Origin of the sequence: Flavobacterium album, assembly GCF_003096035.1 — a bacterium.
Lineage (GTDB): Bacteria > Bacteroidota > Bacteroidia > Flavobacteriales > Flavobacteriaceae > Flavobacterium > Flavobacterium album.
This window is the reverse complement of record NZ_CP029186.1, coordinates 2,826,841-2,852,238: the sequence shown is the minus strand read 5'-3', so window position 1 is coordinate 2,852,238 and position 25,398 is coordinate 2,826,841. Positions and strand designations below refer to the sequence as shown.

Here is a 25,398-nt window from a genome sequence, read left to right as displayed (position 1 = left end):
ATATGTATTTTTTATTTTGTTTCGTTGTAAAAAACGCATTCAATACTTCGCTATCGAGCTTTTTATTATTAAAAGTGAAATCAAATTTTCGATGCGTTTTTATGTTATATCAATCTTTTAATTAAATTTGTCACTCACAACACCATTTTTATGACCGAAACAGAAACTAAAAAATCGCTTTCTTTCGAAGATTTCAGGGCAGAAGTGCTCAACGATTATAAAATTGCAATCACCAACAGGGAGTGCAGCCTACTTGGCCGCCGCGAGGTACTGACGGGAAAAGCCAAGTTCGGGATATTTGGTGATGGTAAGGAAGTGCCACAACTTGCTATGGCAAAAGCCTTTAAAAATGGCGATTTCCGTTCGGGATACTACCGCGACCAGACGTTTATGATGGCTATCGGCCAACTGACTATACAGCAATTCTTTGCAGGGCTATACGGCCACAGCGACCTGGAGCATGACCCAATGTCGGCAGGCAGGCAGATGGGGGGGCATTTTGCCACGCACAGCCTCGACGAGAACGGCAACTGGAAAAACCTTACGCAGCAAAAAAATTCGAGCGCAGATATCTCCCCTACTGCCGGACAGATGCCAAGGCTTTTGGGATTGGCACAGGCCTCTAAAATCTACCGTAATATAACAGGTATCGAAAATAAAACCAATTTCTCTATAAACGGGAATGAAGTTGCCTGGGGGACTATTGGCAATGCCAGTACTTCTGAAGGGTTGTTCTTTGAGACTATCAATGCGGCAGGCGTACTACAGGTACCAATGGTAATGAGCGTATGGGATGACGATTACGGCATCTCGGTACACGCGCGCTACCAGACTACAAAAGAAAATATATCTGAGATACTGAAAGGCTTCCAGCGTGATGAGAATGCCAAAGGATATGAAATAATAACCGTAAAAGGCTGGGATTACCCGGAGTTAGTTTCGGCTTACGAAAGGGCTTCTGAAATAGCACGTACAGAGCACGTACCGGTACTGATGCACGTTTACCAGCTTACGCAGCCACAGGGCCACTCTACATCAGGGTCGCACGAGCGTTATAAAAATGCCGACCGCCTTTCTTGGGAGGCAGAATATGACTGCATAGCACAGATGCGTAAATGGATGCTGGAAAATAACATTGCCGGCGAAGATGTATTGGCAGCTATTGACGAGCAAGCTAAAAAAGACGCGCTTGAAGGTAAGAAAGCTGCATGGGCCGCATATGTAAACCCTATTAAAGAGGAACAAAAAGAGCTTGTTGCGATACTGAACAGCGTTGCTGCGCAAAGCGACAACAAAGTATTTATTGAGAAACAAATAGCCGACCTTTCCTCTATTAAAGAGCCTATACGGAAAGACCTTTTGATCACTGCGAGAAAAGTGTTGCGTATGGTCGTGAAGGAAAACGGTAAAAACGCGCTTTCGCAATGGATTACTTCTTATACAGAGAAGATACAGCCAAAGTACAGCTCGCACCTGTTCTCACAATCGGATAAAAATGTGTACTCTGTTAAAGAAGTGCTGCCGCAGTATGATGAAAATGCCGAAGATGTCGATGGCCGCATGGTTATCAGGAACAACTTCGATGCTATTTTCAGCAAGTACCCTGAAACGCTTGTTTTTGGTGAGGACTGCGGAAACATTGGCGATGTTAACCAGGGGCTTGAAGGTATGCAGGACAAATACGGCGATTTCCGCGTATGCGATGCCGGTATCCGTGAAGCTACCATACTTGGCCAGGGAATCGGGATGGCTATGCGTGGCCTCCGCCCTATCGCCGAGATTCAGTACCTTGACTACCTGCTATATGCCATACAGATAATGAGCGACGACCTTGCCACACTTCAATACCGTACTTCCGGCAGGCAGAAAGCACCGCTTATCATCCGTACACGCGGCCACAGGCTCGAAGGTATCTGGCACTCAGGCTCGCCAATGGGCATGATCATCAATGCTATTCGCGGTATCCACGTGTTGGTACCAAGGAATATGACCAAAGCCGCAGGTTTCTATAATACCTTATTAGAAACCGATGAGCCTGCACTGGTAATTGAGTGCCTAAACGGCTACCGCCTAAAAGAAAAAATGCCTGTCAACCTTGGGGAATTCAAAACACCTATCGGCGTGGTAGAAACTATAAAAGAAGGAAGTGACATCACACTTGTTTCTTACGGCTCTACCCTTCGCATTGTTGAGCAGGCTGCAAAAGAGCTTCTTGAGGCAGGTATTGATGCCGAAATAATCGATGTACAATCTTTGCTGCCATTTGATATCAACCATGACATTGTAAAAAGCGTAGCTAAAACCAACAGGCTGCTTGTTATTGATGAGGATGTGCCGGGAGGTGCTTCAGCCTTTATATTACAGAACATACTCGATGAGCAAAATGCCTATAAGCATCTTGACAGCAAACCGGAAACGCTTACTGCCAAAGCACACAGGCCGTCCTATGGTACCGACGGGGATTATTTCTCTAAACCATCTGCCGAAGATATTTATGAAAAGGTGTATGCTATCATGCACGAGGCGAAACCGAACGACTATACTGAATTGTATTAATATTCAATCATAGTTTTTATAAAATAGAAAGCCGCCCGGTAGTATCGGGCGGCTTTTCGTTTGAAATTCCATGAATTTATTTAATATAAACCGTTTTCACATTTACAAACTCTTTGAGCCCGTTTTCGGCAAGTTCCCTCCCGAAGCCGGATCGCTTTACACCCCCAAACGGAAGGGCTGGATCTGACTTTACCATAGCGTTTATAAATACGGCGCCTTCCTCAAAAAGGTGTACTTTCTTTTTGATGCCTTCAATATCATTGGTAAATACCGTAACACCCAGACCGAAATTGGTTTTGTTGCTCAGCTCTACCGCTTCTTCAAAACTATCGAAAGCCATTATTGCAGCCACCGGCCCGAAAACCTCTTCTTTAAATACCGGCATGTCGGTAGTAACACCTATAAGTATAGTAGGGTCGTAAAAAGCATCTTTCCTTTTTCCGCCGGTCACAAGCTTTGCTCCCATCGCAACAGAATCTTTCACCTGTTTCTCAATACCTATGGCAAGGTCTTCCCGCGCCATCGGTCCGATTTCTGTAGCTTTATCCATCGGGTCGCCCGGCTTTAATGCTTCAACACCCTTTTTAAATCCTTCAAGAAAAGCATCGAACACTTTATTATGTACCAAAAAACGTTTGGCGGCAATACAGCTTTGGCCGGTATTCTGCATTCTTGCATTAACAGCGACCGCTACAGCATCGTCCAGGCTCGCATCTTCGCAAACAATAAAAGCATTGCTGCCCCCGAGTTCTAATACTGCTTTCTTGATCTGCTTTGCTGCAGCAGAGGCTACCGCCGCCCCCGCTTTCTCGCTTCCGGTAAGGGAAACCGCCCTGATTATGGGATTATTGATTACATCTTCTACCTGGTCGCCGGAGATTAGCAGGTTTTGGTAAATGCCTTTAGGGAAACCCGCCTCACTGAAAAGCTCTTCAAGCAATATACCGCAACCCGCAACATTAGAGGCGTGCTTTACAACTACGGCGTTACCTGCAATTATAGCCGGTATCGCAAAACGAAAAACCTGCCAGTATGGAAAGTTCCATGGCATAACACCGAGAATCACACCTAAAGGCTCATATGTTATAAAACTCTCGTCAGCGTCTGTAAGGATTTCATATACTGAAAGAAAATTCTCAGAATTCTTTAGATAGTAGTCACATAAGGTTATGCATTTTTTTACTTCTGCTTCTGACTGGGTTATGGGCTTGCCCATCTCCAAAGAGCATCTTTCTGCCAGTAAATGTTGTTGTTTTGTTAAGGTAAATATTAAATTTTCGATAAATTTTAGGCGCTCCGCTATCGGTGTGTGTCTCCATGCAGCAGAAGCCTTCTCGCTATTTACTAACACAGTATTAATCTGACTTTCAGAAAAATAACTATATTTTGACAAAAAAATTTTGTTAAAAGGATTGGTTATAGAAAACATTTTTTACTTTTGTTAAAATTTCAATCCTAAAGATAGGATATTTTCTTAATTTAAAAATATTACTTTTGCCCCAACAATAGTGATTACCCATAAGATTAAATGACAATACTGATAAACAATAAACAATTATTATGAAGAAAGTTGTACTCCCATTATTAATGCTTTGCCTTTCCTCTGCCGCGCTTAAGGCTCAGGATGCAGAAACTACTACCAGCAATGACTACAACAAATGGTCAATTGATGGTAATTTCGGTACAAATAAGGCAGGTAACCCAATGACTGAAGGTTACCATATGAATGTAACTAACCTGTTCCACGCTGATTTAGGATTCAGGTATATGTTTAATACCAAGTTTGGTCTAAAACTGGCCGGAGGGTATGATGTATTAAATGATGATGGTTCCGGTAGCCGTACTTTCAAATCAACAGTGATTGGTATTAATCTTCAGGGGTATGCAAATCTTGGGCGTATCATGGAGTTTGAAACATGGACAAAAAGACTTAATTTATTAGGCCACATGGGTGTTGGTGTTTCACAGCTGACAAACCAGGAGCGCGAAGATGGTGGTTTTGACGGGCAAGACCACTTAGGAAACTTCTTAATCGGTCTTACTGGGCAGTTCAGGATTTCTAACAGGGTTTCGCTTAATGCCGATTTTACAATGATAAACAACTTCTCACAGCACAAAACGTGGGATGGTGGCCCTTATCAGCGCACTTACCAGGGCTTTGACAGTACACTATATAATGCTACTATCGGTCTGTCTGTTTACCTTGGCAAAAGCGGAAGGCAGCATGCTGACTGGTTTGTTGCTGAGCCAAATGCAGACAAACTTCAGGATCTTGAAAACCGCCTAAGCGAGCTTGAAACAATGATGAACGACTCTGATAAAGACGGTGTGCCAGACTACCTTGACAGCGAACCAAACACTATTACAGGTGTAGCTGTTGACAGTAAAGGAAGGACTATAGACAGGAATAATAATGGTGTGCCTGATGAGCTTGAGACTTACCTTGAGCAAAAAGACAGGGATACTAGCAGGAAAATCGATGAGAAAATTGCACAGCAAGGTGTAGGTCTTGAGAAGCTTATAAATTCAGGCTATGTAAATGTGTACTTCGACACTGCTAAAGATAAGCCTAATGCACAATCTGTAGACGGCATTAACTTCCTTATCACTTACCTGAAACAAAACCCTGGCAAATCTGCTGATGTAATAGGATATGCTGATGAAGTAGGTTCTTCTGCATACAATAAGGATCTTTCAAGGAGAAGGGCTGAAAATGTTAAGAAGATATTGGTTGATGCAGGTGTTAACCCGGCTAACCTTAATATCGTAGCAAATGGCGAGCAAAGCCTTGGAAATGACTCAAGGACTGTACGTACAGTTGTAAGAAGGGTTACTTTCATACTGAAATAGTATTTAGTTAATAACTATAGTAAGATCCCCTGCCACAAGCGGGGGATTTTTTTTATCTTTAAAAGAAAACAAGATGAACAATCGCGATACGGGGCTATTGGCCCTCCGTGGAGAAGCAATTGGCGAAATACTCCCCCAGTCCGGCAAAGAAGAGATTTTCCAAAACAAAACGCTAAGGCCTATACTGAAGCTCCAGAACGACATTTTTATTGAGTCATTCATTAATTATGTAAATAAGTCTAAAAGTGATTTTTATTCGCTTTCAACCGAAAAGAAAATGCATTTTATAGACAATGCTGTGCATAAGGATATCAAGTTCCGCAATGCGCTAAAAGGGATGGTAATGGCGATGTTTACCATTGAAGAGTTTAGGGAATATATCCTTAACTCGTCAAACCTGAACAAACGCATGATGAACCTCGTGATAGAACGCCTGAAAGACCAGGTACAGCTGCTGGCAAAGCCGGCATAAAGATAGCTTCTGTTAGGCTCGCTAATAAAAACTCCGGCAGGTCCGGAGTTTATTTATTTTTTTTGGAGAATGTATTTGCTATAAAAAGTAAAGACCTGTTTTTTCGGGCCCGCTTGTAAAGCAGCCCCCAGTTGATTATAATCCCGACAATACATATTGCCATTAATATAACGAGCAGCATTACATAAATAATATCATTGAAGCCTGCCCGTATTGGCAGTTCCATGACAAAGAAATACAGTGAAATAAAAAATACTGTAACAGATAATATAAGCGAAAATAATTTCATCTCCTTTTACTTTAGATAGAGGATAACAAGTAGTTTTTCAGCAAAAAGGGGACGCTTTAAATTATTATAAAAAACTAATTCGCACTGCAAAACTATGTAGTTGCAGCGGCAAAATCAGTTCATAACCATCGCAAAAATACTATTTTTTAAGTTGTTTTTAAACGCAGTAGCGACGAAGTATCAACAGCAGGTTGTTTATAACCCTGTAAGCATTGCCTGTATTGAGTCATAAACCTCTTCCCTTCCCGTAATCTTGTACCTGAAGAAATAATCCACCTCACCATCGAGGAAATCTTTATAGAATTTGCTTTCCAGCACCATTTTGTCATATGCATCAATATCGGGTGGCTGCAGTGCCATATCCTTATTACATATCCCTTCGGATACAAATTCAAAAGTATCCTTTTCGTATGTCTTTATTGTTCCGGTAATATTAATCAGCGCTATCGATATTTTTATAAATATCAATATCCAGTTTTATGCCATGATCTTTGTATTCGGCCGTGATGCTATGCTCATTCTCCTTGAATTTAAAATGTCCATCGTTCCTGAAGAAATCCTTAAAGCCCTCAAATATCTTTTTGATCTCCTCTTTCTTTAATTCCTTCCTCTTATAGCCATAGCGCTTACTGAGCTCGTCGTGCTCTGCTTTAATATCGATCTTTATTTTCAGGTAACCTAAGTCCATTGGGGAGTAATTTACAGTTCTGCAACTTTTGGTTTATAAAAATTCACATAAAAAAAGCTACCCGGGTCGACCCCAGCTTCAATAAGCATGGCGTTTATCTTTTCGGTTCCCGCACCTGCTGTAGGCCCCAGAAAAGAAAGGAATTCTTCCAGGTTACTAAATTTAAAGCTCAGGCTAGTATTTAATGAATAGGCAGTAATGCTGTATTCTGCCGTATGCACGTCAACCCCCGCATTTTGGAAAGCATCTGCTATGGTTTTGAAATTATCTGTCATGGTGCTGTGTTTAAAAGATTGATACAAATTAGCATTTATAATTTAATAGTGTTCTTAAATAAAGCCTAAACTTTGGCGCGGACATTTGTATAACAAAAAAGCTCCGTGCACTACTCCGAAGCTTTCTTTATAAAAAACATTTACATTTAGTTATCTACATCTTGTCGTCCTCTACGATCTGGACCTTGCCATTGGGCACTTCGCCCGAAGTATCTTTAAGGATCCTGACACCCAGGACATTTAATGGGATGTCAATCGGCTCTTCGGAATTTTTGATCTCCTCTAAGATATTCTCGTAATCCATAGGGTTAAGCACAAGCGAATCGCCTTTATCAATTTTCTTAGCAAAGAGAAAGCTCCTGATAGCAGCTATTGAAATTTCATTACCTATTACTACAAATTCGGCCATGGCTTTTAATTTTTATATAGCTAAAATACTACAGCCAAAATGAATTATTGAAAAGGTTATGTTAATTTAAAAAATGGAAAATCTGCTACAGTTTTTTACGCTACAGATGATACAGGACCCGGCAAATTTGGCATCTTTTTACACTCTTAAAATAATGGGATTGGAAATCAGCGTAAATTTGAACGATCGTGTCATCAGCTTTGTTTGAAATTGGGAATTCATTGGCTAAATTATAAATGCCTATCTTTGCCGGAAAATATAGTACATGGCCACATTCAACGACCTCGACCTTCCTAAAGCACTGCAAAAAGCTATTGATGAGCTTGGCTTTACTTCACCTACCCCGATACAGGAGCGGGCCATGCCGGTAATAATGTCGGGGCGCGATATGATGGGCATTGCGCAAACCGGTACAGGTAAGACCTTTGCCTACCTGCTGCCGATTCTCAAACAATGGAAATTTGCAAAAACCGATGTGCCGCGGGTGGTTATCGTTGTACCGACCCGGGAACTTGTGGTACAGGTAGTTGAAGAGGTAGAGAAACTAACGAAATATATGTCGGTGCGCGCACTTGGCGTATATGGCGGCGTAAACATCAATACGCAAAAAACACGTGTTTACGAAGGTGTAGATGTGCTGGTAGGTACACCCGGAAGAATGATGGACCTGGCGCTGGATAATGTACTGCGCTTTGATGAAGTGCAAAAGTTGGTGATAGATGAATTTGATGAGATACTGAACCTCGGTTTTCGTTTCCAGATAACGTCAATACTATCAATGATGAAGCAGAAAAGGCAAAACATACTTTTCTCTGCTACCATGACCGATGATGTAGACGAGATGCTAAACGATTTTTTCGACTTCCCTGAAGAAGTATCGCTGGCACCATCAGGCACGCCGTTGGAAAAGATAACCCAGCAGGCATACAGTGTCCCTAACTTCCTCACGAAGATAAATTTACTAAAGTTCCTCCTGGAAGACGAAAGCCTTAGCCGCATATTGGTATTCGTTAATAATAAAAAGACAGCCGACCTTGTTGTCGATGCACTTGAAGAGGAATATCCAGGGCAGTTCGGTGTGATCCACTCCAATAAATCACAGAATTACAGGCTCAACACCATGGCTTCGTTCCAGCAGGGTGAACTGAGGGGTATCGTTACTACCGATGTTATGGCCCGGGGGCTTGACATTTCGGATATTACGCACGTAATTAATATGGAGTTCCCTGAAGTGGCCGAGCAATACATTCACCGTATCGGGCGTACCGGCCGTGCCGACAAGGAAGGCGTTGCCATAAGCTTTATCGGCCCAAAAGAAGAGGACATCCAGGTGCAGGCTGAAGTACTCATGGAAAAAGAGCTTGAATCGCTTCCTATTCCCGTAAGCGTAAAAATTGAAGAGCGCAGGCTTGAGTTCGAAAAGGACAGGGTAAAAGTTAAGCAGCTATTCAGGACGAAGAAACCGGAAGGCGGAGAAGCTTTCCACGAAAAGAAAGAAAAGAATAAAAAGGTAAACCTTGGCGGGCCGGGTAAGACAAAGCCCCGCAAAACCGCTCCGCGCAACCGTGCTGTTGAAGCTAAAAGAGCCGCAAAGAAGAAAAAAGGAAAATAGAATAGTGTACCGTCACACCGGAGTAATCAGAAAGTTATTTATTTGTTGTAAATACCAGGCAAACCGGTGCGCATACCTCAATCCTTTTTGTAGTATCCTCAAGCATCCCTGTAGTTTTATCCCTTTTGAAGATTACGATGTTATTGCTTTTCTGATTGGCCACCAACAGGAAATTATCTTTCGGGTCGATAACAAAATTACGCGGCGAAACGCCCTGTGTGCTTATCTGCTGAACCATATTAAGCATACCGTTGGCATGAACCCTGAATACTGATATAGTATTGGCATCTCCCCTGTTGGTAGCATACAGGAATTTACCATCATTAGAGAAATGGATATCGGCGCCGCCGTTAACACCATTGAAGCCTTCCGGCACGAGGCTTATTTCCTGCAACCTGCCTGCAACGCCTTTATCATAGCTATATGATACTATAGTCCCGTTGAGTTCGTGGAGCACATAAAAGAAAATGCCATTTGGGTTGAAGACAAGGTGCCTTGGCCCACTGCCTGCAACAGTAGGAGTAGTTTCTTTTAATACAAGTGTCTTATCGCCTCCATCAGGATTGTAAGTATAGATGTATATCTTGTCTGTCCCAAGGTCATTGGAGAATACATATTTCCTGTCGGGTGAAAAATAAACCATGTGCGGATGTGCTTTTTCCTGGCGTTCCTTGTTAACGCTGCTCCCGCTGTGGTTAACTACCTGTTTTATATCGCCAAGCGATCCATCTGCTTTTTTGCCGAGAACAGTTATCGTACCACCTGAGTAGTTGGCAACAATTACATTTTTTTCATCATTAATGATGTAGCAGGGATCGGCGCCTTTTGAGTCTTTTTTATTGAGAAAGCCCAATGATCCATTACTAACACCATATTTAAAAGCGCTCACAGTGCTCTTATCGCCATCTTCGTTAACACTGTATATGAATTTTTTATCAGGAGACACAGTGAGATAACTTGGATTAGACACCTTATCGGTATTATTTTTTAATTTAAACTGTGCCGTTGCCGCATTGAAGTCGTATACATAAATGCCTTTGCTGTCACATTCGTTGGTATATGTACCTATAACAAGGTTGTAATTATCCTGTGCATTCATGGCAATTGTTGCTAAAAAAATAAATAGTCCGGCTAATCTCATCATGTGTATATTGATCGTTAAACAAAAATAAGATATTAAAAACGGCAAGCAAAAATTTAACGGTGGTATTTGCGTTAGGGTTTATGATAAAAATTTGTATTTTTGACAAACCCTATAAACGAATGCAGTTCAAACACCCGGAAATCCTCTACTTCCTTTTCCTGCTGGCAATTCCTATACTGGTCCATTTATTTCAATTGCGCCGTTTCCGGAAAGAATATTTTACCAACGTGCGGTTCCTTAAGGAACTCAGCATGCAGACCCGCAAAAGCTCCAAAATAAAAAAATGGCTGCTGCTTTGTGTCAGGCTGCTGCTCCTCGCCTGCCTTATCATTGCTTTCGCGCAGCCTTTCTTCAAGGCTAAAGGCGATGATAATAAAGGCAACGAAATGGTGATATTGCTGGACAATTCCTTTTCTATGCAGGCCAAAGGCAGCAAGGGTGAACTGCTTAAACGTGCTGTACAGGACCTCCTTGAAAACACTCCTGAAAACCAGCAATTTTCACTGATAACAAATACCAATACCTGGTGGGACACCGATATAAAATCTATACGGAAAGAACTGCAAAACCTAAATTATAGCGATGTGCCTTTCCGTCCTGATTTTCTCCTGACCAAAGCACAGGCGAAAAAACCTAATACCGGCAAAGATATCGTTATGATAACCGATGCCGTGAACCTCGACTTCAAGGATGTAAGCAAATTTACCGGAAGCCCGCTATATGCGGTATTGCCCGAAACCGAGAACACCAACAACATCAGCATCGACAGCGTGTACATATCGCAGGCTATGGATAACTTTTATGAGGTGAAAGTGGATATGCGCGCTTATGGCAAATTTGAGGATGAAGTACCTGTCGCATTGTATAACGGAAAAAACCTGACCGCCAAGACTATTGTAAAATTTGACAACGACAAGAAGTCGGCTGCATTTACCATCCCTAAGAAAGATTTCCATGGCTATGTTTCGGTTAACGATAACAGCCTTGCGTATGATAACACATATTATTTCAGCATATCGAAACCTGAAAAATCGAATGTAATTGCAATTGGTGAGACAGCCAAAAATAGTTTCCTGGCACGCATATATACCGATGACGATTTCAATTTTACAGCATCTGAGCTAAGCGGCCTGGACTACAACAGCCTGGAAAAGCAGGATGCCATTATCGTAAACGAGCTTAAGGAAATCCCGCAATCGCTTATTACAACATTGAAAGATTTTTATGCTAAAGGCGGCAACATCATCATTATCCCGTCCGGGGAAGGCAGCCTGCAAAACCTGAATGCATTGCTGGGAAGCTTTGGCGGAAGCGTATACAAGCCTTTAACGCAAAATGCAAGGCAGATAACTAAGATATCCTTCAACCACCCGCTCTACCAGACAGTATTCGAAAAGAAAACCGATAACTTCCAGTACCCGAATGTGAAGTCCGGCTTTACACTTTCAGGCAATGCGCTACCGGTACTGACGTATGATGACCAGACACCATTCCTGGCTTCAATGAGCAACAGGCTGGGCAATGTATATGTGTTCTCGGCCCCGATCAATAAAGTGAACAGCAACTTCCAGAACTCGCCGCTTATCGTGCCGACATTCTACAACATGGCACAGAATAACGGCAAGACGGGTATTAGCGCCATCACCATCGGCGAGAACCAAAGCCTGTTGTTAGATGCAGCGCTTTCTAAAGACGAAGTGCTGACTGTGCGTAATGCGTATGCTGACTTTATCCCGATGCAGCAGGTGCTGAATAATAAGGTAAAATTATCTTTTGGAGATTACCCGGAAATGGCCGGGAATTATTCTATAACGAAAGGCAATGAGGTGCTGAAAAACATCAGCTTTAACCATGCACGTACCGAAAGCAACCTTAGCCTTCAAAACAAGTCGGTGCTGAAGGGCTTTACCGAAACTGAATCGGTAGGCACTGTATATAGCGACATCAAATCGGAACGCACGGCCAGCGAACTATGGAAATGGTTTGTCGTAGGCACACTCATATCCCTGTTACTTGAACTTTTGATACAAAAATTTGTAAAATGAACCTGATATTCAAAAACGCTACCATCATTGATAAAAACAGCCCTTTCCACAAGCAGGCAGTTGACATCGCGGTGGAAGGCGGCATTATCAAACAAATAGGCAATAATATAACCTTAGAAGGCTTTGAAACCGTGGAAGTGGATAACCTGCATATCTCCAAAGGATGGTTCGACAGTTCGGTAAGCCTTGGCGAACCGGGCTATGAAGACCGCGAAACACTTGCAAACGGCCTTACTGTTGCCGCAAAAAGCGGCTTTACCGATATTGCCCTTCAACCGAATAATAACCCGATAGCGGAAAGGCAGGGCGACATTAGCTTCCTTATAAACAAAGCGTCAGGGCATGCCACAACCATCCACCCTATTGGCGCACTGACAAAAGGAAGTGAAGGCAAGGATATGGCCGAACTGTTCGATATGAAAAATGCGGGCGCTGTGGCATTTGGGGATTATAACAAAGCTATTTCGGATGCCAATATCCTAAAGATAGCCTTACAATATGTCCAGGACTTTAACGGGCTGATAATTGCCTACGCACAGGATGACAAGATAAAAGGCAAAGGCGTGGTGCATGAGGGGATCGTGAGCACACGATTAGGCCTGAAAGGCATACCGGCACTTGCAGAAGAGCTGCAGATAGCGCGCAACTTATTCCTTTTGGAATATACCGGCGGCAAAATACACATCCCGACTATATCTACAGGGAAATCGGTACAAATGATACGGGAAGCTAAAGCTAAAGGGCTGAATGTGACTTGCAGTGTATCCGTACACCACCTGGTATTGACAGACGAAGTGCTGGGCGACTTTGATACCCGCTATAAGGTAGCTCCCCCACTCCGGACAGATGCCGAAAGAAAGATACTTATTGATGGGGTGCTGGATGGCACGATCGACGTGATCACTTCCGACCACAACCCTATCGACATAGAAAATAAAAAGCTTGAATTCGATCTTGCCAAAGATGGCACTATCGGACTGGAAAGCGCCTTTGGCGCTTTAATGACAGTATTGCCGCTGGAGGTCATAATTGACAAATTCACGGCAGGTAAAACGATATTCGGGTTTGGCAACCACGATATTGCTGAGGGCTCTAAAGCCGGGTTCACACTGTTCGATCCGTCTGTAGAATGGGCATTCGCCAAAAGGGACATCCTTTCCAAATCGAAAAATTCCGCTTTCCTCGGTCAGCCGATGAAGGGGAAAGCATATGGCGTATATAATAACGGAAAATTAATTTTAAACGGTTAAAACATGAAAAAGGCACTGGTATTGGGCATTGCGCTTTCATTGGCGATAGCCTGTAAAAAAGAGACTGAAGATAAAGCACGGGATGTTATAAATGAGGGTGGAAAAGCCGTAGAAAAGACTGCTGACAAGGTGGTTGACGAAGTATCGGCACATTTTGAGGACAGCAGGGGCTGCAAGCTTGAGCTGTCGGAAGACCTGAAAAATAAAGGAATTGGCACCGGGAAATTCTACATTGAAAAAGATACTGTTACCAAAAAGCACAACAAGCTGGTTATTTACCTTATTAATGATAAAAACTACAAGGGCGCTATCAACTTCAAGGTATCAGACAAAGAAGGTGTTGAGACAGGCCGCACTACACTTGCTGCCGATGCCGCAACCGGCTACAAGGATGTTGTTTTCGACAGCCGAACCGACATTGAACCTAAAAGTACTATAAGCATATATTAAAAATGGACCATACAACAGAACAAGGCAGGACAAATGCCATTATAAGCTATCTTACCATCATCGGGGCTATTATCGCCATGATACAGAACAGCGAAAAAAAGAATCCTTTTGCATCTTTCCATATCCGGCAGGCGCTGGGCATAGAACTTACTTTCTTTGCCTTAGGCTACCCGGTTGGATCTTTCGACAATTGGACAGTTACAATGGCTTTCTACATATTCTTTTTTGTCCTATGGGCGTTTGGGTTTGTAAGCGCACTACAGGGCCAATACGGTATTATACCAATACTGGGGCCGCTATTCCAGAAACTATTCAAAACTGTGTAATTAATGAATTTATCTTTATACCACCTTGTCAGGGAGCCGAAAGTAAAACAGGAAAAGAACCCGTTATTGCTGTTGCTCCATGGCTATGGAAGCAATGAGGAAGACCTGTTTTCGTTTGCAGCCCAATTACCTGATGAGTATTTTATCATCTCGGCACGCGCGCCTTACAACCTGCCGCCTTACGGCCACGCATGGTATGCCATCAATTTTGATGCGGGTATGAATAAGTTTTCCGATGAAGTGCAGGCAAAAAGCTCTCGCGACCTAATAGCTAAATTTATTGATGAAGTAACGGCTGCTTATCCTGTAGATAAAGAAAGGATTACGTTGATAGGCTTTAGCCAAGGAGCGATACTAAGCTATGCTGTAGCACTCACTTATCCTGAAAAGATAGAGCGTGTGGCAGCACTGAGCGGCTACCTGAATACCGATATTATCGAAAAGGATTTTCATGATAAAGATATCTCAAAGCTGCGTTTCTTTATATCGCACGGGATGGCAGACCAGGTGATCCCTGTGGAATGGGCACGCAAAGCCCCTGAATTCCTTAAGGCATTAGGCATAAAAGAAGAATACCATGAGTACCCTGTAGGACATGGCGTAGCACCGCAGAATTTTTATGACGTGCTTGCGTGGCTGAATAAATAAGTTTTCAGTCGCAGTTTCTCACTGTTATGAAACTTGATAAAATTTCTATATAGGATTTGAGTAGGATACCCACTCTTGAGATTAGAGGTCTTATTAAGGTTCCTGTCCGGGTTCCGGCTTTTCGTCACCGGTTATCTGGTTTTCCTGTATTTCGGCGCCGGCAAACAGAAGCTCTGAACCTTTTTGCAGCTTATAACCTTTCTTTAAATGCAGTTTCCACGGGCCGTTAGTATACGCATCGGCTTTCCCCTTTTTAAGCATAATGGATTTTGACGAATCCGGCAGGAAAAGTTCTGCCCTGTCGCCATCATCTTCAAAGATAACGAATGCGCTTTTGGCAATGCTTTCGCCCTGCAGCTCGTCTATAGAATTAAGCCGGTAGCCTTCCTCAAAGGGCCTGACGCACTGGTTGCGAAGCTCAGACCATTTATAGCCCGCAGAGGTAACGCAGCCTTTTTCGTCCGTAACAGTGCCCAGCTCTACCTTTCCATCAGTCTTCACTTCGGTTTTATCATCGCTGCGGTCTTTTAACACAAAGTCGCAGGACGAAAAGGAAAATACAAGTACGGAAATTAAAAGCAATTTTTTCATCGGATAAAAATAAGGGAGACTAAAGTACGAAAAAATTTATTTTACTGTATCGGCATACAGCAGTGTTTCGATAGTTTCGTATTTGAAAGTACCGTCCGGCTCTGCAAAATATTTTATAAGCACTTCGCCCCATGCCTTGCCGTTATTAAAATCAGCAATGATCCACCTGTGGTTAAGCACCTGTACTTTATTCACCATCCAGTTCTGCCCGTCAACAGAGTCATAGCCTACAAGCGGATTGCCACCGGGCCTGGTATTCATCTCCATAATGCCGTCTTTAATCCTGTTTTCAAGCGTAGAAAGATCCTGGCCTTCAAAATAGTCAATAGCATTATCATTGGTCATCAGCGAAAAATAACCTGCATCGCCCGCTTTATTTTTTTCTGCCTCAAGGCTATCTTTCAGCGACTTATTTACCGCCTCCTGTTTCTCAAACCTGCCGTCTTCAAACTTTTGCTTGTTGGTAAAATACATGTAGGTAAACACATTGATGAGCAATGCAAAAATGAACAGGTACAAAAAAATATTCTTTTTCATGATAGTGTTAAATGGTTATTTCTAAATTATCATAAGCTAAAAACACATTAGCGGGCAGCATCTTTTCAACCTCGGCATGTAAACCCATATGATGGCTGATATGCGTAAGGTAGGCACGTTCAGGCTTCAGCACGCTCACCAGGGCAAGTGCTTCCTCAAGATTGTAGTGCGTATCGTGCGGCTCGTGGCGCAGGGCGCTTACTACGAGTACTTTGAGCTCTTTCAGTTTTTCGGCCTCTTCGGGCGCAATGTATTTTATATCGGTTAGGTAAGCAAAATCGCCTATCCTGTAGCCGAAAACATCAAGGTCGCCATGCTTTATACTGATGGGGTCAGCTATCTTATCTCCCAAAGGGAAAGCATGCCCGGCCTTTACCTCGTTAACGGTGACCGACGGCGCACCCGGATATTTGTCCTCCTGGGTAAATATATAGTCAAAACGTTTATGAAGGTTTTTTAGTACCCGCTCATGGACATAGACAGGGATATCACCCTGCTTAAAAAAGAAAGGCCGTATATCATCCAGCCCGGCCGTATGGTCGGAATGCTCATGCGTGTAGAGGATGCCGTCGACCTTAGGACACTGTGAGGCAAGCATCTGCTGGCGGAAATCGGGCCCGCAGTCGATGATATAGGAATAATTATCCCAATGCACCCACACCGATACGCGAAGGCGTTTGTCGCGCATATCTGTGCTGCGGCATACCGCGTCATCACAACCGATGACCGGTATTCCCTGAGAGGTTCCCGTACCTAAAAACCATACTTTCAAAACAGGTTATTTTTTTACAAAAATAGCATTATTTGTTTTAAAAAAGCCTTTGTTTTGCTAACTTTGCAATATATCATTCCCCGCTATGAAATTAACAGATGCCGATATTACACTAAAAGGCGACAGGATAATTGAGCATATCCCTTCGGTAAAAGATAAGGCGCTCCGCATCAATCTTAATGAGAATATTTACGGTACTTTTTCAGAGATCGGCGCTGGCCAGGAAACTGTGCGGCATTTCTTCAGGTCGGGCGGCTCATCGGGCACTATAGCCAAAGCGATGTCGGCCTATGACAAAGATTTCAGCGATGCCATATATGGCGTGGAAGAAGACGGGCGCTATGTTACCGAAAGCCGCCTTAAGAAAATGCTGGCCCACGAAGTGAGGATCATAGAGCAGCGCCTAAAGCGTGACAAACATCCGAGCAAAGTGTTTTTCAGCTATGCTAATACCGTTGCTACAATAGATTTCGCGAAGCAGTTTAAGGGCCACGGATGGGTAGGCATCAAATATCAGGTGGAGCCCGATGAAGATTATAACGAAATTATACTGCATATACGCTTTAAAGAGAATGATGCGCGCCTGCAGCAGGAAACCCTTGGTATACTGGGTGTCAACTTAATTTACGGTGCATTCTATAAATATAACGAGCCAAAAAAACTCCTGCGTTACCTGTATGATAACCTGGATAAAGACCAGCTCGAAATTGACACCATCAACTTTTCCGGGCCGCGCTTTGCCGATGTAGACAACAGGCTGATGAGCCTCCAACTGGTAAAAAACGGCATGACTGATGCTGTAATGTTCGACCCACAGGGCCACAACGTGCTTCCCGCGGCAGTGCTTTACAAAAAGAACATCCTTGCCTTAAGGGGAAGCTTCAGGCCGGTAACCAAAGTGAACATGGACATGTATGAGAAATCATATAAGATGTTCCTTGAAGAAAATAAAGTTGACAAAGACAAAGCCCTTGTGGTTTTTGAAATTACACTTTCCAACCTGCGCTCTGAAGGCGAGATTGACGAACGCGACTTTATGGACAGAGCCGAACTTTTATGCTCTCTGGGACAAACGGTTATGATATCCAACTTCCAGGAATACTATAAGGTAGTAGAATATTTTTCGGCGTACACCAAAGCCCGTATGGGACTGGCTATGGGCGTAAGTAACCTTGTGGATATTTTTGATGAAAAGTACTACCGCCACCTTAGCGGAGGCATACTGGAAGCGTTTGGTAAGCTTTTTTACCGTGACCTTAAAGTTTTCTTATATCCAATGAAAGATGAAGAAGGCAACATTATCGACTCTGAAAACCTGAAAGTACATCCGCGAATGAAAGAGCTCTACAAGTTCTTCAAATTCAATGGCAAGGTGGTAGATATTACCGATGTACAAGAAGACCACCTGAGCATATTCTCGCGCGAAGTGCTCAAGATGATAAGCAAAGGCAAGACAGGCTGGGAAAGTATGCTGCCAGCCGGTATAGCAGAGATCATTAAGGAGAACCATCTTTTTGGGTATGACCCGAAAAAACTTGTAACTGAGGAAACAAAGCCTGAAGAAGCGAGCCAGTCATAGATATTGTAACAGGTCAATATTTTTTTCATGAGTTCTAAATTTTACCTGCTTATATTTTCAGTGTTACTGCTATCGGGTTGCAAAGACACTGCCAGGCATAATGCTATAACCAAAATTGTATTGGCAAGAGGTGGCTGTTACGGAACATGCCCAGTAGAAGTGATCACGATAGACAGCTCTCTTACCTGCTATTATGAAGGTGTCCACAATACAGGCTACGAAGGATTATATACTGCTAAAATAAGTCGCGGACTCTGGGATTCCATCAATATTAAATTTGAAAAAATACGCTTCAGGGAACTCGACAGTTCTTATATTGGCTCTGTCGATGACGAAGCAACAGCATTGAAGATATTCCATGACAACAAGATGAAATATATCAGGTCGCAATCGTCCATGCTGCCGGAAGGCCTTGAGGCAGTAGTTTCATTTATAGGTAAAACCCCTGAAAAAGTCAAACTGGAACCCACAACTTCAATGAATGGTTTTGATTTTAATATCCTTAGTTCGCTCTATGGGCCGGTTGAAATCCCTGGCAGACTTCAAGAACAAAATGGCTTAAAATAATTTCTACGTTAACGATATGAGCGAACGTATAATAGGCATTATGGGTGCCATGCCCGAAGAGATAGATGGTGTGATTTCCCTATTGGAAAATCCGCAACGTGCCATTATCGGGATGCGCAGCTATACTTCAGGAACCATTAACGGCATCAGGACAGTCGTGGTTTTTTCACGCTGGGGCAAAGTAGCAGCATCGGCTACTGCTGCGACGCTCATCCACATCTATAAAATTACCGAACTTATTTTTACCGGGGTTGCCGGAGCCATAGACCCTACCCTGAAAATTGGCGATATCATCATTGCAAAAAAGCTCATACAGCATGACCTGGATGCACGCCCGCTGATGAGCCGGTTTGAGATCCCGCTGCTTGGCCTTACGCACCTGGAATGTGGCGAAGGACAACTCGATCGTGCCAGGCATGCGGTCACTCCGTTAATAACTAACGGTATCCTGCACGATACAATTGGCAAAAATGTTCTTGATGAATTCGGTATAAACACTCCTAACCTCCATATTGGCGATATTGCCAGCGGTGACCAGTTCTTTTCGTCGGATTTGCAAAAACAGGAGCTGAATGAAGCGTTGCCCACTGTGCTTTGTGTTGAAATGGAAGGCGCTGCTGTGGCACAGGTATGCTATGAGCATAAAATACCGTTTACCGTTATCAGGACGATATCCGATACTGCCGATGAAAAATCGCACGTTGATTTTCCGAAGTTCATTCAAAAAGTTTCGAGTCAGTATTCAGTGTTGGTCATAGAGCATTTGCTTGCAAATCATAGCGGTATATGCTAAAATTAAAATTCTTCCTGCCTGTATTTTTGGTTATTTGCTGTTATGCTTATTCGCAAAATGATATTGTATCACATCCTCCCTACAATAAATAAACGGCTATAGATTCTTACGCCAAAACGGTTAAATACAAAAACAACCTTGAGGTTCTTTCTTCTGAACTGACAAAAAACTATAATTCCGACCTTGATAAAGTCAGGGCCATTTGTATGGATAGCTGATAATGTTGCGTATGATTATAAATTTGTCAACCGTAATAAAAAAACAGAATTCCCAAAATGTAAAAATGGCAAAGATTGTGGCACCATATATAAAAAATGGGAAGACAATTTTTTACATAAAGTAATTAAAGACAAAAAGGCTGTTTGTGAAGGGTATGCCCGTTTATTCAAACGTTTATGCAACAATGCGGGAATACAAAGTTCGGTAGTTTCGGGGTACACAAAGCAGGAACCCGGGCAGGTAGGAAAAATGGGGAAACATGATCATGCCTGGAATGCCATACTTGTTGATGGGCATTTTTACTATTTTGATGTTACGTGGGGATCGGGATACTGCACACACGATGAAAAAGGAAAGCTTGAAAATTTCCACAAAAGGTTTAATGATTATTATTGGCTGATTCCTGCGGATAAGTTATACCGTAACCATTTCCCATCAGAGGAAATATACCTCAATGATTCGGACTACACAAAGGAACGTTATAGGGATAATGCGTATATAAAGGGCGATCAATTACCGTACCTGGAAATTATTGAACCAAAATCGGGAGTATTACATGCGAAGCCTGGCGATACCATACACTTCAAGATAAACTATAAAGCAGACCCGGAGATCTTGCAGATAAATACCAACATAAAAGACAAATCCGGTTACCGCAAAATAGTCGATGAGGATTCAGGAGAAACAGAAATGGAAGAAATAGAGCATCACATCCCTTTCAAAAGGGATGGTGACACTATTGAATTTGAATATGTAATAGACAGCAAGAACATCCGTTACATTGATGTGCTGTTCGATTATAATCGTGTTATGCGGTTCAACGTGAAATTCTAAAAGATAAGGCTATTTCAATATCTGCTCTGTATGCATCTTGCTCTTTACATCGGTAATTACGTCTTCAATTATCCCATTTTCATCAATAACAAACGTTGTCCTGTGGATGCCGTCAAATAACCTTCCCATAAACTTTTTCGGACCCCATACACCAAAGGCATTAATGACCGATTTATCCTCATCGGCAATAAGAGGGAATGGAAGGCTGTACTTGTTGCGGAAGCTGCCCTGTTTTTTCGGGGTATCGGCGCTAACACCAAGAAGCTCATAATTTAAAGCTTTAAATCGCTCAAAATTGTCGCGCAGGTTGCAGGCTTCCACAGTACAGGTTGGCGTGCTTGCACCCGGATAAAAGAAAACTACCAGCTTTTTGCCTTTATAATCTGAAAGCGAATGTTTGTTTCCGTCCTGGTCAACTCCTGAAAAATCAGGCGCTTTATCTCCTTTTGTAAGTGTCGTCATAAGTGTATATTTGTTTTTATAAATGTAAGAAAAATGACTAAGGCACAAAAGGCACAATTCGTTATTGATACACTAAGGGAAATTTACCCTACGATACCAGTGCCACTCGACCATAAAGACCCTTATACATTGCTGATTGCCGTTCTGATGAGTGCCCAGAGCACCGATGTACGTGTTAACCAGGTCACCCCCTTGCTGTTCGCCAAAGCCGATAATCCGTACGATATGGTAAAGCTGTCTGTAGACGAGATAAGGGAGATCATTAAACCCGTGGGCCTGTCGCCGGCTAAGGCAAAAGGGATACACGGCCTGTCGCAAATCCTGATTGACAAGCATGACGGCAAGGTGCCGCAAAGTTTTGAAGCGCTCGAAGAACTTCCTGCTGTAGGCCACAAAACGGCCAGTGTGGTAATGAGCCAGGCATTTGGTGTTCCTGCCTTTCCGGTAGATACCCATATCCACCGGCTGATGTACCGCTGGGGACTAAGCGATGGCAAAAACGTGGTACAGACCGAAAAAGATGCCAAAAAACTATTTCCTGAAGCATTATGGAACGACCTGCACCTCCAGATCATCTGGTACGGAAGACAGTACTCCCCTGCCCGTGGCTGGGATATTAAGAAGGATATTATTACCGCGACTATTGGACGAAAGGAAGTGCTGGAAGAGTATTTTAAGAAGCATTAAAAATATGCTGCTATAATTTGCTATTCTTTCGCGCCATATACCATCCGAGTGAAGCTCGCGTGAGCGATCGCAGCGGTATCCCCGTAGCCTGCGGAGGGATAAAGCGGAGAGCGCGACGGCGCATCCCGATTGCTATCGGGAGGAGCCGGCACGCCCAAAAAATGAAACATAAAAAAACCTCCCGTTAGTTGCGGGAGGTTTTTTCGAATTAATTAGCGATGTTCTCGTACGTTCCGTTATCGGTCTTAACTATTTTCAAAGCTTTGGAGTAGTTAAGTATAAAATCGATTGTCTCTTTTTTTGGTAACATTTTCGGAGCTGCTAATTTTTCTTCAGAGTAGATTTTTGCCATATAGATTTGCTTATTTCTCTATACAACGCAAAGCAGCTACATTATATTGCCTAATTGGTCAAAATAATTTTATTTTTTTCTATAACCTTCCTAAGGTTCATCAGCGCATACCTCATCCTGCCCAGGGCAGTATTGATGCTAACGCCTGTAAGGTCGGCTATTTCCTTGAAAGACAGGTCCTGGTAGATGCGCATCTGGAGCACTTCTTTCTGGTCGTCAGGAAGTTCTTCAATAAGCCTTTGCAGGTCGCTCTCCACCTGTTCGGTAATAATCCTGTTCTCAATGTTCGGACTGTTATCCGTCATTATTGAGAAAATAGAGAATTCCTCAGTGTCACGGTGCATCGGCATTTTCTTGTTCCTGCGGAAATGATCTACAATAAGGTTGTGCGAAATGCGCATTACCCATGGCAGGAACTTACCTTCTTCATTGTAGGAATTGGATTTCAGCGTTTTTATCACCTTGATAAAAGTATCCTGGAAGATATCATCAGCGATATCCCTGTCGGAAACTTTTGAGTAGATAAAACCGTAAATTTTTGATTGGTGTCTCTTAATTAGTACAGCAAGAGCATTTTCGTCTCCGCATACATAATTACTAACAAGAACAGCGTCCGGGGTTGCAACATTAGCCATAGCACTTACTTTTTAGCGTTTTTGATTGATTGGTTCATCTATGAACTTTCGTTCCTAAAAAGTAGTTTTTTGTATAGGCGATGTTAATTTTGAATTAATTATAAGTCAAATATAATATAATTAAATCATAAAAAACAACAGAAGATTGAAATTTTAACATATAAAATACAATAACGGTAGTAATATTTTACAAGAACTCGCATTCCTGCTGTACTTTCCTCATATTATTATTTTTTTGTAAATGTATGATTGTTAATATCAGACAATCTTTTCGCGCCTCTGTACCCTGCCTATAGTTTTAATAATACGTTCGTTCACTGTTTCAGGCCTTTTGGCAGAATATATCCAGTTGACGCACATACGCTGCTCCCATTTTTTATACCGCTTAAAAGATTCAAGCGCGCCCGGATACTCCATTAAACGTGATCTAAATGCTTCAGGAATTTCAAAAACAGAGTCATCGCGGTAGAGTACCACATGTACGTAGTCACCTTCTTGCTTTCCAATCTTCTTGCGGATCTCGGCCTTTACCGCCATCAGGAGGCTGCCGTTGCCACGTGGCATCAATGTGTAATCTTTTATCTTATAATCATCAATGGTGCCCTTGACTTTTACTACGCCAAATGGGATATCCTTATCTTTTGGGATATCAGGCAGCTCTATAAAAGTCCAGCCGCCCTTTCCGGGAAAGCGTTCGAGCAGGTATTCTTTATCGGTTAGCGGCTTATCTTTCAAAGGAAATCTATTTTAATGGTTGCACTTCCTGACATCCTTATCTCCCTGCCCATGACCAATGCCCTGTTGTCTGCTACATGGCCCGCTGGGAAGTCGAATATAACAGGGCAGTCGAAATGCTCAAGCGTAATTTCGCGATCATTTTTACCCCACGGCAACGTAGACTCCTTGATATCTACCATCTGGCCGACGATAACTGCCTTCAGCCCTTTGAGCTTGCCTGCACGCTTGAGCGACACCAGCATACGGTCGTAATGGTACAGGTATTCATCAATATCCTCAATAAAAAGTATCTTGTTCTGCATATCGATATCGGATACTGACCCAACAATAGCATATAGCATCGAGAGGTTGCCGCCGATAAGCTTGCCTCCTACCGCTTCTCCATTCCAGCGGCTTTTCGGATGGACAGGGATCTCATAGCTCAGGCTTTCGCCGAATAATGCTTTACGTATCGTTTCTACGGAATCAAATGAAGCCTTCGGATAGCCCTGAAGCATCACGGCATGCAGTGTTTCGACACCAAAATTATGTACATGGCAATGCAACAGCGTTATGTCGCTGTATCCTACCAGCCATTTTGGTTTTTCCCTGAATTTTGTCCAGTCAATACCGTCAATGATACGCAGCGTACCGTAGCCGCCTTTCGTAAAGAAAATCGCCCTTATGCTTTCATCATCAAGCATTTGCTGCAGGTCGGAAAGCCGCTCAGCATCGGTACCGGCCAGGAAGCCATATTCATTAAACGCATTTTCACCAATTACCGGCTCCAGTCCCCAGCTTTTGAGCGTGGCTATCCCCTGTTCTATTTCGTGGGGTTCGGTGCGCTTGGCAGTGCTTATTATACCGACTTTGTCGCCAGATGTTAAGTATGGTGGTGTGATCATTATTGTACTTTTCGTAAGCTTACTTTATTTGAAACCAATGTTCCATCAAAAATTTCAACATTATTATTCTTAAGCTCTTCAATGATGTATTGGGGAAGTGAATTTTTAAACACTTCGGCTCTGCAATTATAGACCAGTTCAAATGTATAGTCATCTTTTAATTCCTTATACCGTAAAATACCGCCACCATTTTCACTGCGTTCCAAAACAACGGGAAGCATTGTCAGAGCCTTGAAAGTCCTGATTTCACCGGGGAAAATCGTTACTGAATTCCTTAAGTATTCATCCGCCTGCAAAGAGTACTTTTCAGAGATGCTGAGTTTATTATAATTTTTTATTCTCTCCTGAATTATGCAATCTCCGCAATCCAAAACCGGGGCTTCAAATGTATCAATAATTCCCGGAATACAATTTACTATACTGTCATTAGCATCTTTAATAAAGTAGCCGATAGAACCTGGCCTTACCGCTTTATTTGAAAGATGTGGATACATATATTCCCTGTTAAGAATTAATACATATTTTTTATCAGTTGGGTTGCTTATAGTATAGGTGATTATGTTAGTAGCCTTATTACGTATGGTGTCGTTTTTATAGCTATACGAATTTACTATAGCTGAAGAATCGACATAAGTGATCGCTTCATTCTTTACCGAAAGAACAAGGCTCTCTTTTGGTTTGCCACAGCTTACTAAAGAAGCAATTAAAAGAATAACTGACAGTTTTCTCATAGT

The 25,398-nt window shown here is 42.6% G+C and carries 28 protein-coding genes; 14 read left to right on the top strand and 14 right to left on the bottom strand.

Annotated elements, in window-relative coordinates:
- Positions 1-150: 150 nt before the first annotated feature.
- Complete coding sequence (locus tag HYN59_RS12875) at positions 151-2,556, top strand: alpha-ketoacid dehydrogenase subunit alpha/beta (RefSeq protein ID WP_108778647.1); 2,406 nt, start codon at positions 151-153, stop codon at positions 2,554-2,556.
- 76 nt (positions 2,557-2,632) lie between these two features.
- On the opposite strand, the gene HYN59_RS12870 is transcribed toward HYN59_RS12875, so the two are convergent.
- The gene (locus HYN59_RS12870; RefSeq protein WP_108778646.1) at positions 2,633-3,985 is read right to left on the bottom strand and encodes an NAD-dependent succinate-semialdehyde dehydrogenase; all 1,353 of its coding nucleotides are present in this window, start codon (positions 3,983-3,985) and stop codon (positions 2,633-2,635) included.
- A gap of 131 nt (positions 3,986-4,116) precedes the next feature.
- Here HYN59_RS12870 and HYN59_RS12865 point away from each other — a divergent pair, with 131 nt between their 5' ends.
- Positions 4,117-5,406, top strand: a complete 1,290-nt coding sequence (locus tag HYN59_RS12865; protein ID WP_108778645.1) for an OmpA family protein — start codon at positions 4,117-4,119, stop codon at positions 5,404-5,406.
- Positions 5,407-5,479: 73 nt separating this feature from the next.
- Positions 5,480-5,878 (top strand): glyoxalase, encoded by a 399-nt coding sequence (locus HYN59_RS12860; RefSeq protein WP_108778644.1) that lies wholly within the window; start codon positions 5,480-5,482, stop codon positions 5,876-5,878.
- Between the two features lie 484 nt (positions 5,879-6,362).
- Here HYN59_RS12860 and HYN59_RS12850 read toward each other — a convergent pair whose 3' ends face one another.
- The 4 genes from HYN59_RS12850 to HYN59_RS12835 all read right to left on the bottom strand — a co-directional run bounded on the left by HYN59_RS12850 (position 6,363) and on the right by HYN59_RS12835 (position 7,539).
- A complete protein-coding gene (locus HYN59_RS12850) occupies positions 6,363-6,635 on the bottom strand; it encodes a hypothetical protein (protein WP_108778642.1) in 273 nt (90 codons plus the stop codon).
- Positions 6,601-6,855: a hypothetical protein gene (locus HYN59_RS12845; protein ID WP_108778641.1), complete on the bottom strand. Its 255-nt coding sequence runs from the start codon at positions 6,853-6,855 to the stop codon at positions 6,601-6,603. The genes HYN59_RS12850 and HYN59_RS12845 overlap by 35 nt, the downstream gene beginning before the upstream one ends.
- 11 nt (positions 6,856-6,866) lie before the next feature.
- Positions 6,867-7,130, bottom strand: a complete 264-nt coding sequence (locus tag HYN59_RS12840) for a hypothetical protein (protein ID WP_108778640.1) — start codon at positions 7,128-7,130, stop codon at positions 6,867-6,869.
- A 154-nt stretch (positions 7,131-7,284) separates the two neighbouring features.
- Positions 7,285-7,539 (bottom strand): hypothetical protein, encoded by a 255-nt coding sequence (locus HYN59_RS12835; RefSeq protein ID WP_108778639.1) that lies wholly within the window; start codon positions 7,537-7,539, stop codon positions 7,285-7,287.
- Positions 7,540-7,804: 265 nt separating this feature from the next.
- On the opposite strand from HYN59_RS12835, the gene HYN59_RS12830 reads away from it, so the two are divergent.
- Positions 7,805-9,151, top strand: coding sequence for a DEAD/DEAH box helicase (locus tag HYN59_RS12830; RefSeq protein ID WP_108778638.1), 1,347 nt, complete (start codon positions 7,805-7,807; stop codon positions 9,149-9,151).
- A 34-nt stretch (positions 9,152-9,185) separates the two neighbouring features.
- On the opposite strand, the gene HYN59_RS12825 is transcribed toward HYN59_RS12830, so the two are convergent.
- Positions 9,186-10,295 carry a lactonase family protein gene (locus tag HYN59_RS12825; protein ID WP_108778637.1) on the bottom strand — a complete coding sequence of 370 codons (1,110 nt, stop codon included), beginning with the start codon at positions 10,293-10,295 and terminating at the stop codon, positions 9,186-9,188.
- A gap of 119 nt (positions 10,296-10,414) precedes the next feature.
- On the opposite strand from HYN59_RS12825, the gene HYN59_RS12820 reads away from it, so the two are divergent.
- From HYN59_RS12820 to HYN59_RS12800, 5 genes are read left to right on the top strand one after another with little or no spacing between them, the layout of a single operon-like run.
- On the top strand, positions 10,415-12,340 hold the full coding sequence (locus HYN59_RS12820) for a vWA domain-containing protein (protein ID WP_108778636.1): 1,926 nt from the start codon (positions 10,415-10,417) through the stop codon (positions 12,338-12,340).
- Positions 12,337-13,590, top strand: a complete 1,254-nt coding sequence (locus HYN59_RS12815) for a dihydroorotase (protein WP_108778635.1) — start codon at positions 12,337-12,339, stop codon at positions 13,588-13,590. Before HYN59_RS12820 ends, HYN59_RS12815 begins: the two co-directional genes overlap by 4 nt.
- 3 nt (positions 13,591-13,593) lie before the next feature.
- Positions 13,594-14,040 (top strand): hypothetical protein, encoded by a 447-nt coding sequence (locus HYN59_RS12810; protein ID WP_108778634.1) that lies wholly within the window; start codon positions 13,594-13,596, stop codon positions 14,038-14,040.
- A gap of 2 nt (positions 14,041-14,042) precedes the next feature.
- Positions 14,043-14,366, top strand: a complete 324-nt coding sequence (locus HYN59_RS12805) for a DUF4870 domain-containing protein (protein WP_108778633.1) — start codon at positions 14,043-14,045, stop codon at positions 14,364-14,366.
- A 3-nt stretch (positions 14,367-14,369) separates the two neighbouring features.
- The gene (locus tag HYN59_RS12800; RefSeq protein WP_108778632.1) at positions 14,370-15,014 is read left to right on the top strand and encodes an alpha/beta hydrolase; all 645 of its coding nucleotides are present in this window, start codon (positions 14,370-14,372) and stop codon (positions 15,012-15,014) included.
- 93 nt (positions 15,015-15,107) lie between these two features.
- Here the strand turns inward: HYN59_RS12800 and HYN59_RS12795 are convergent, their stop codons facing one another.
- From HYN59_RS12795 to HYN59_RS12785, 3 genes are read right to left on the bottom strand one after another with little or no spacing between them, the layout of a single operon-like run.
- On the bottom strand, positions 15,108-15,605 hold the full coding sequence (locus tag HYN59_RS12795; RefSeq protein WP_108778631.1) for a hypothetical protein: 498 nt from the start codon (positions 15,603-15,605) through the stop codon (positions 15,108-15,110).
- Between the two features lie 36 nt (positions 15,606-15,641).
- Positions 15,642-16,142: a hypothetical protein gene (locus HYN59_RS12790; RefSeq protein WP_108778630.1), complete on the bottom strand. Its 501-nt coding sequence runs from the start codon at positions 16,140-16,142 to the stop codon at positions 15,642-15,644.
- A 7-nt stretch (positions 16,143-16,149) separates the two neighbouring features.
- Positions 16,150-16,914: an MBL fold metallo-hydrolase gene (locus HYN59_RS12785; RefSeq protein ID WP_108778629.1), complete on the bottom strand. Its 765-nt coding sequence runs from the start codon at positions 16,912-16,914 to the stop codon at positions 16,150-16,152.
- Positions 16,915-16,999: 85 nt separating this feature from the next.
- On the opposite strand from HYN59_RS12785, the gene HYN59_RS12780 reads away from it, so the two are divergent.
- The 4 genes from HYN59_RS12780 to HYN59_RS12765 all read left to right on the top strand — a co-directional run bounded on the left by HYN59_RS12780 (position 17,000) and on the right by HYN59_RS12765 (position 20,906).
- Positions 17,000-18,493, top strand: a complete 1,494-nt coding sequence (locus HYN59_RS12780; RefSeq protein WP_108778628.1) for a nicotinate-nucleotide adenylyltransferase — start codon at positions 17,000-17,002, stop codon at positions 18,491-18,493.
- A 27-nt stretch (positions 18,494-18,520) separates the two neighbouring features.
- On the top strand, positions 18,521-19,060 hold the full coding sequence (locus HYN59_RS12775; RefSeq protein ID WP_108778627.1) for a DUF6438 domain-containing protein: 540 nt from the start codon (positions 18,521-18,523) through the stop codon (positions 19,058-19,060).
- Positions 19,061-19,076: 16 nt separating this feature from the next.
- The gene (locus HYN59_RS12770; protein ID WP_108778626.1) at positions 19,077-19,853 is read left to right on the top strand and encodes a 5'-methylthioadenosine/adenosylhomocysteine nucleosidase; all 777 of its coding nucleotides are present in this window, start codon (positions 19,077-19,079) and stop codon (positions 19,851-19,853) included.
- 183 nt (positions 19,854-20,036) lie between these two features.
- Positions 20,037-20,906, top strand: a complete 870-nt coding sequence (locus tag HYN59_RS12765) for a transglutaminase domain-containing protein (protein ID WP_181369434.1) — start codon at positions 20,037-20,039, stop codon at positions 20,904-20,906.
- A 9-nt stretch (positions 20,907-20,915) separates the two neighbouring features.
- Here the strand turns inward: HYN59_RS12765 and bcp are convergent, their stop codons facing one another.
- The gene (bcp, locus tag HYN59_RS12760) at positions 20,916-21,368 is read right to left on the bottom strand and encodes a thioredoxin-dependent thiol peroxidase (protein WP_108778624.1); all 453 of its coding nucleotides are present in this window, start codon (positions 21,366-21,368) and stop codon (positions 20,916-20,918) included.
- Between the two features lie 33 nt (positions 21,369-21,401).
- Here bcp and HYN59_RS12755 point away from each other — a divergent pair, with 33 nt between their 5' ends.
- The gene (locus tag HYN59_RS12755; protein ID WP_108778623.1) at positions 21,402-22,055 is read left to right on the top strand and encodes an endonuclease III domain-containing protein; all 654 of its coding nucleotides are present in this window, start codon (positions 21,402-21,404) and stop codon (positions 22,053-22,055) included.
- A 402-nt stretch (positions 22,056-22,457) separates the two neighbouring features.
- On the opposite strand, the gene HYN59_RS12750 is transcribed toward HYN59_RS12755, so the two are convergent.
- The 4 genes from HYN59_RS12750 to HYN59_RS12735 form a co-directional block, all read right to left on the bottom strand.
- A complete protein-coding gene (locus HYN59_RS12750) occupies positions 22,458-23,042 on the bottom strand; it encodes an RNA polymerase sigma factor (RefSeq protein WP_108778622.1) in 585 nt (194 codons plus the stop codon).
- Positions 23,043-23,300: 258 nt separating this feature from the next.
- On the bottom strand, positions 23,301-23,777 hold the full coding sequence (locus tag HYN59_RS12745; RefSeq protein ID WP_108778621.1) for a DUF1905 domain-containing protein: 477 nt from the start codon (positions 23,775-23,777) through the stop codon (positions 23,301-23,303).
- Entirely contained in the window at positions 23,774-24,664 is an 891-nt protein-coding gene (locus tag HYN59_RS12740; RefSeq protein WP_108778620.1) for a S66 peptidase family protein, read from the bottom strand. The genes HYN59_RS12745 and HYN59_RS12740 overlap by 4 nt, the downstream gene beginning before the upstream one ends.
- Positions 24,664-25,395, bottom strand: coding sequence for a hypothetical protein (locus HYN59_RS12735; RefSeq protein ID WP_108778619.1), 732 nt, complete (start codon positions 25,393-25,395; stop codon positions 24,664-24,666). Before HYN59_RS12735 ends, HYN59_RS12740 begins: the two co-directional genes overlap by 1 nt.
- Positions 25,396-25,398 lie beyond the last annotated feature (3 nt).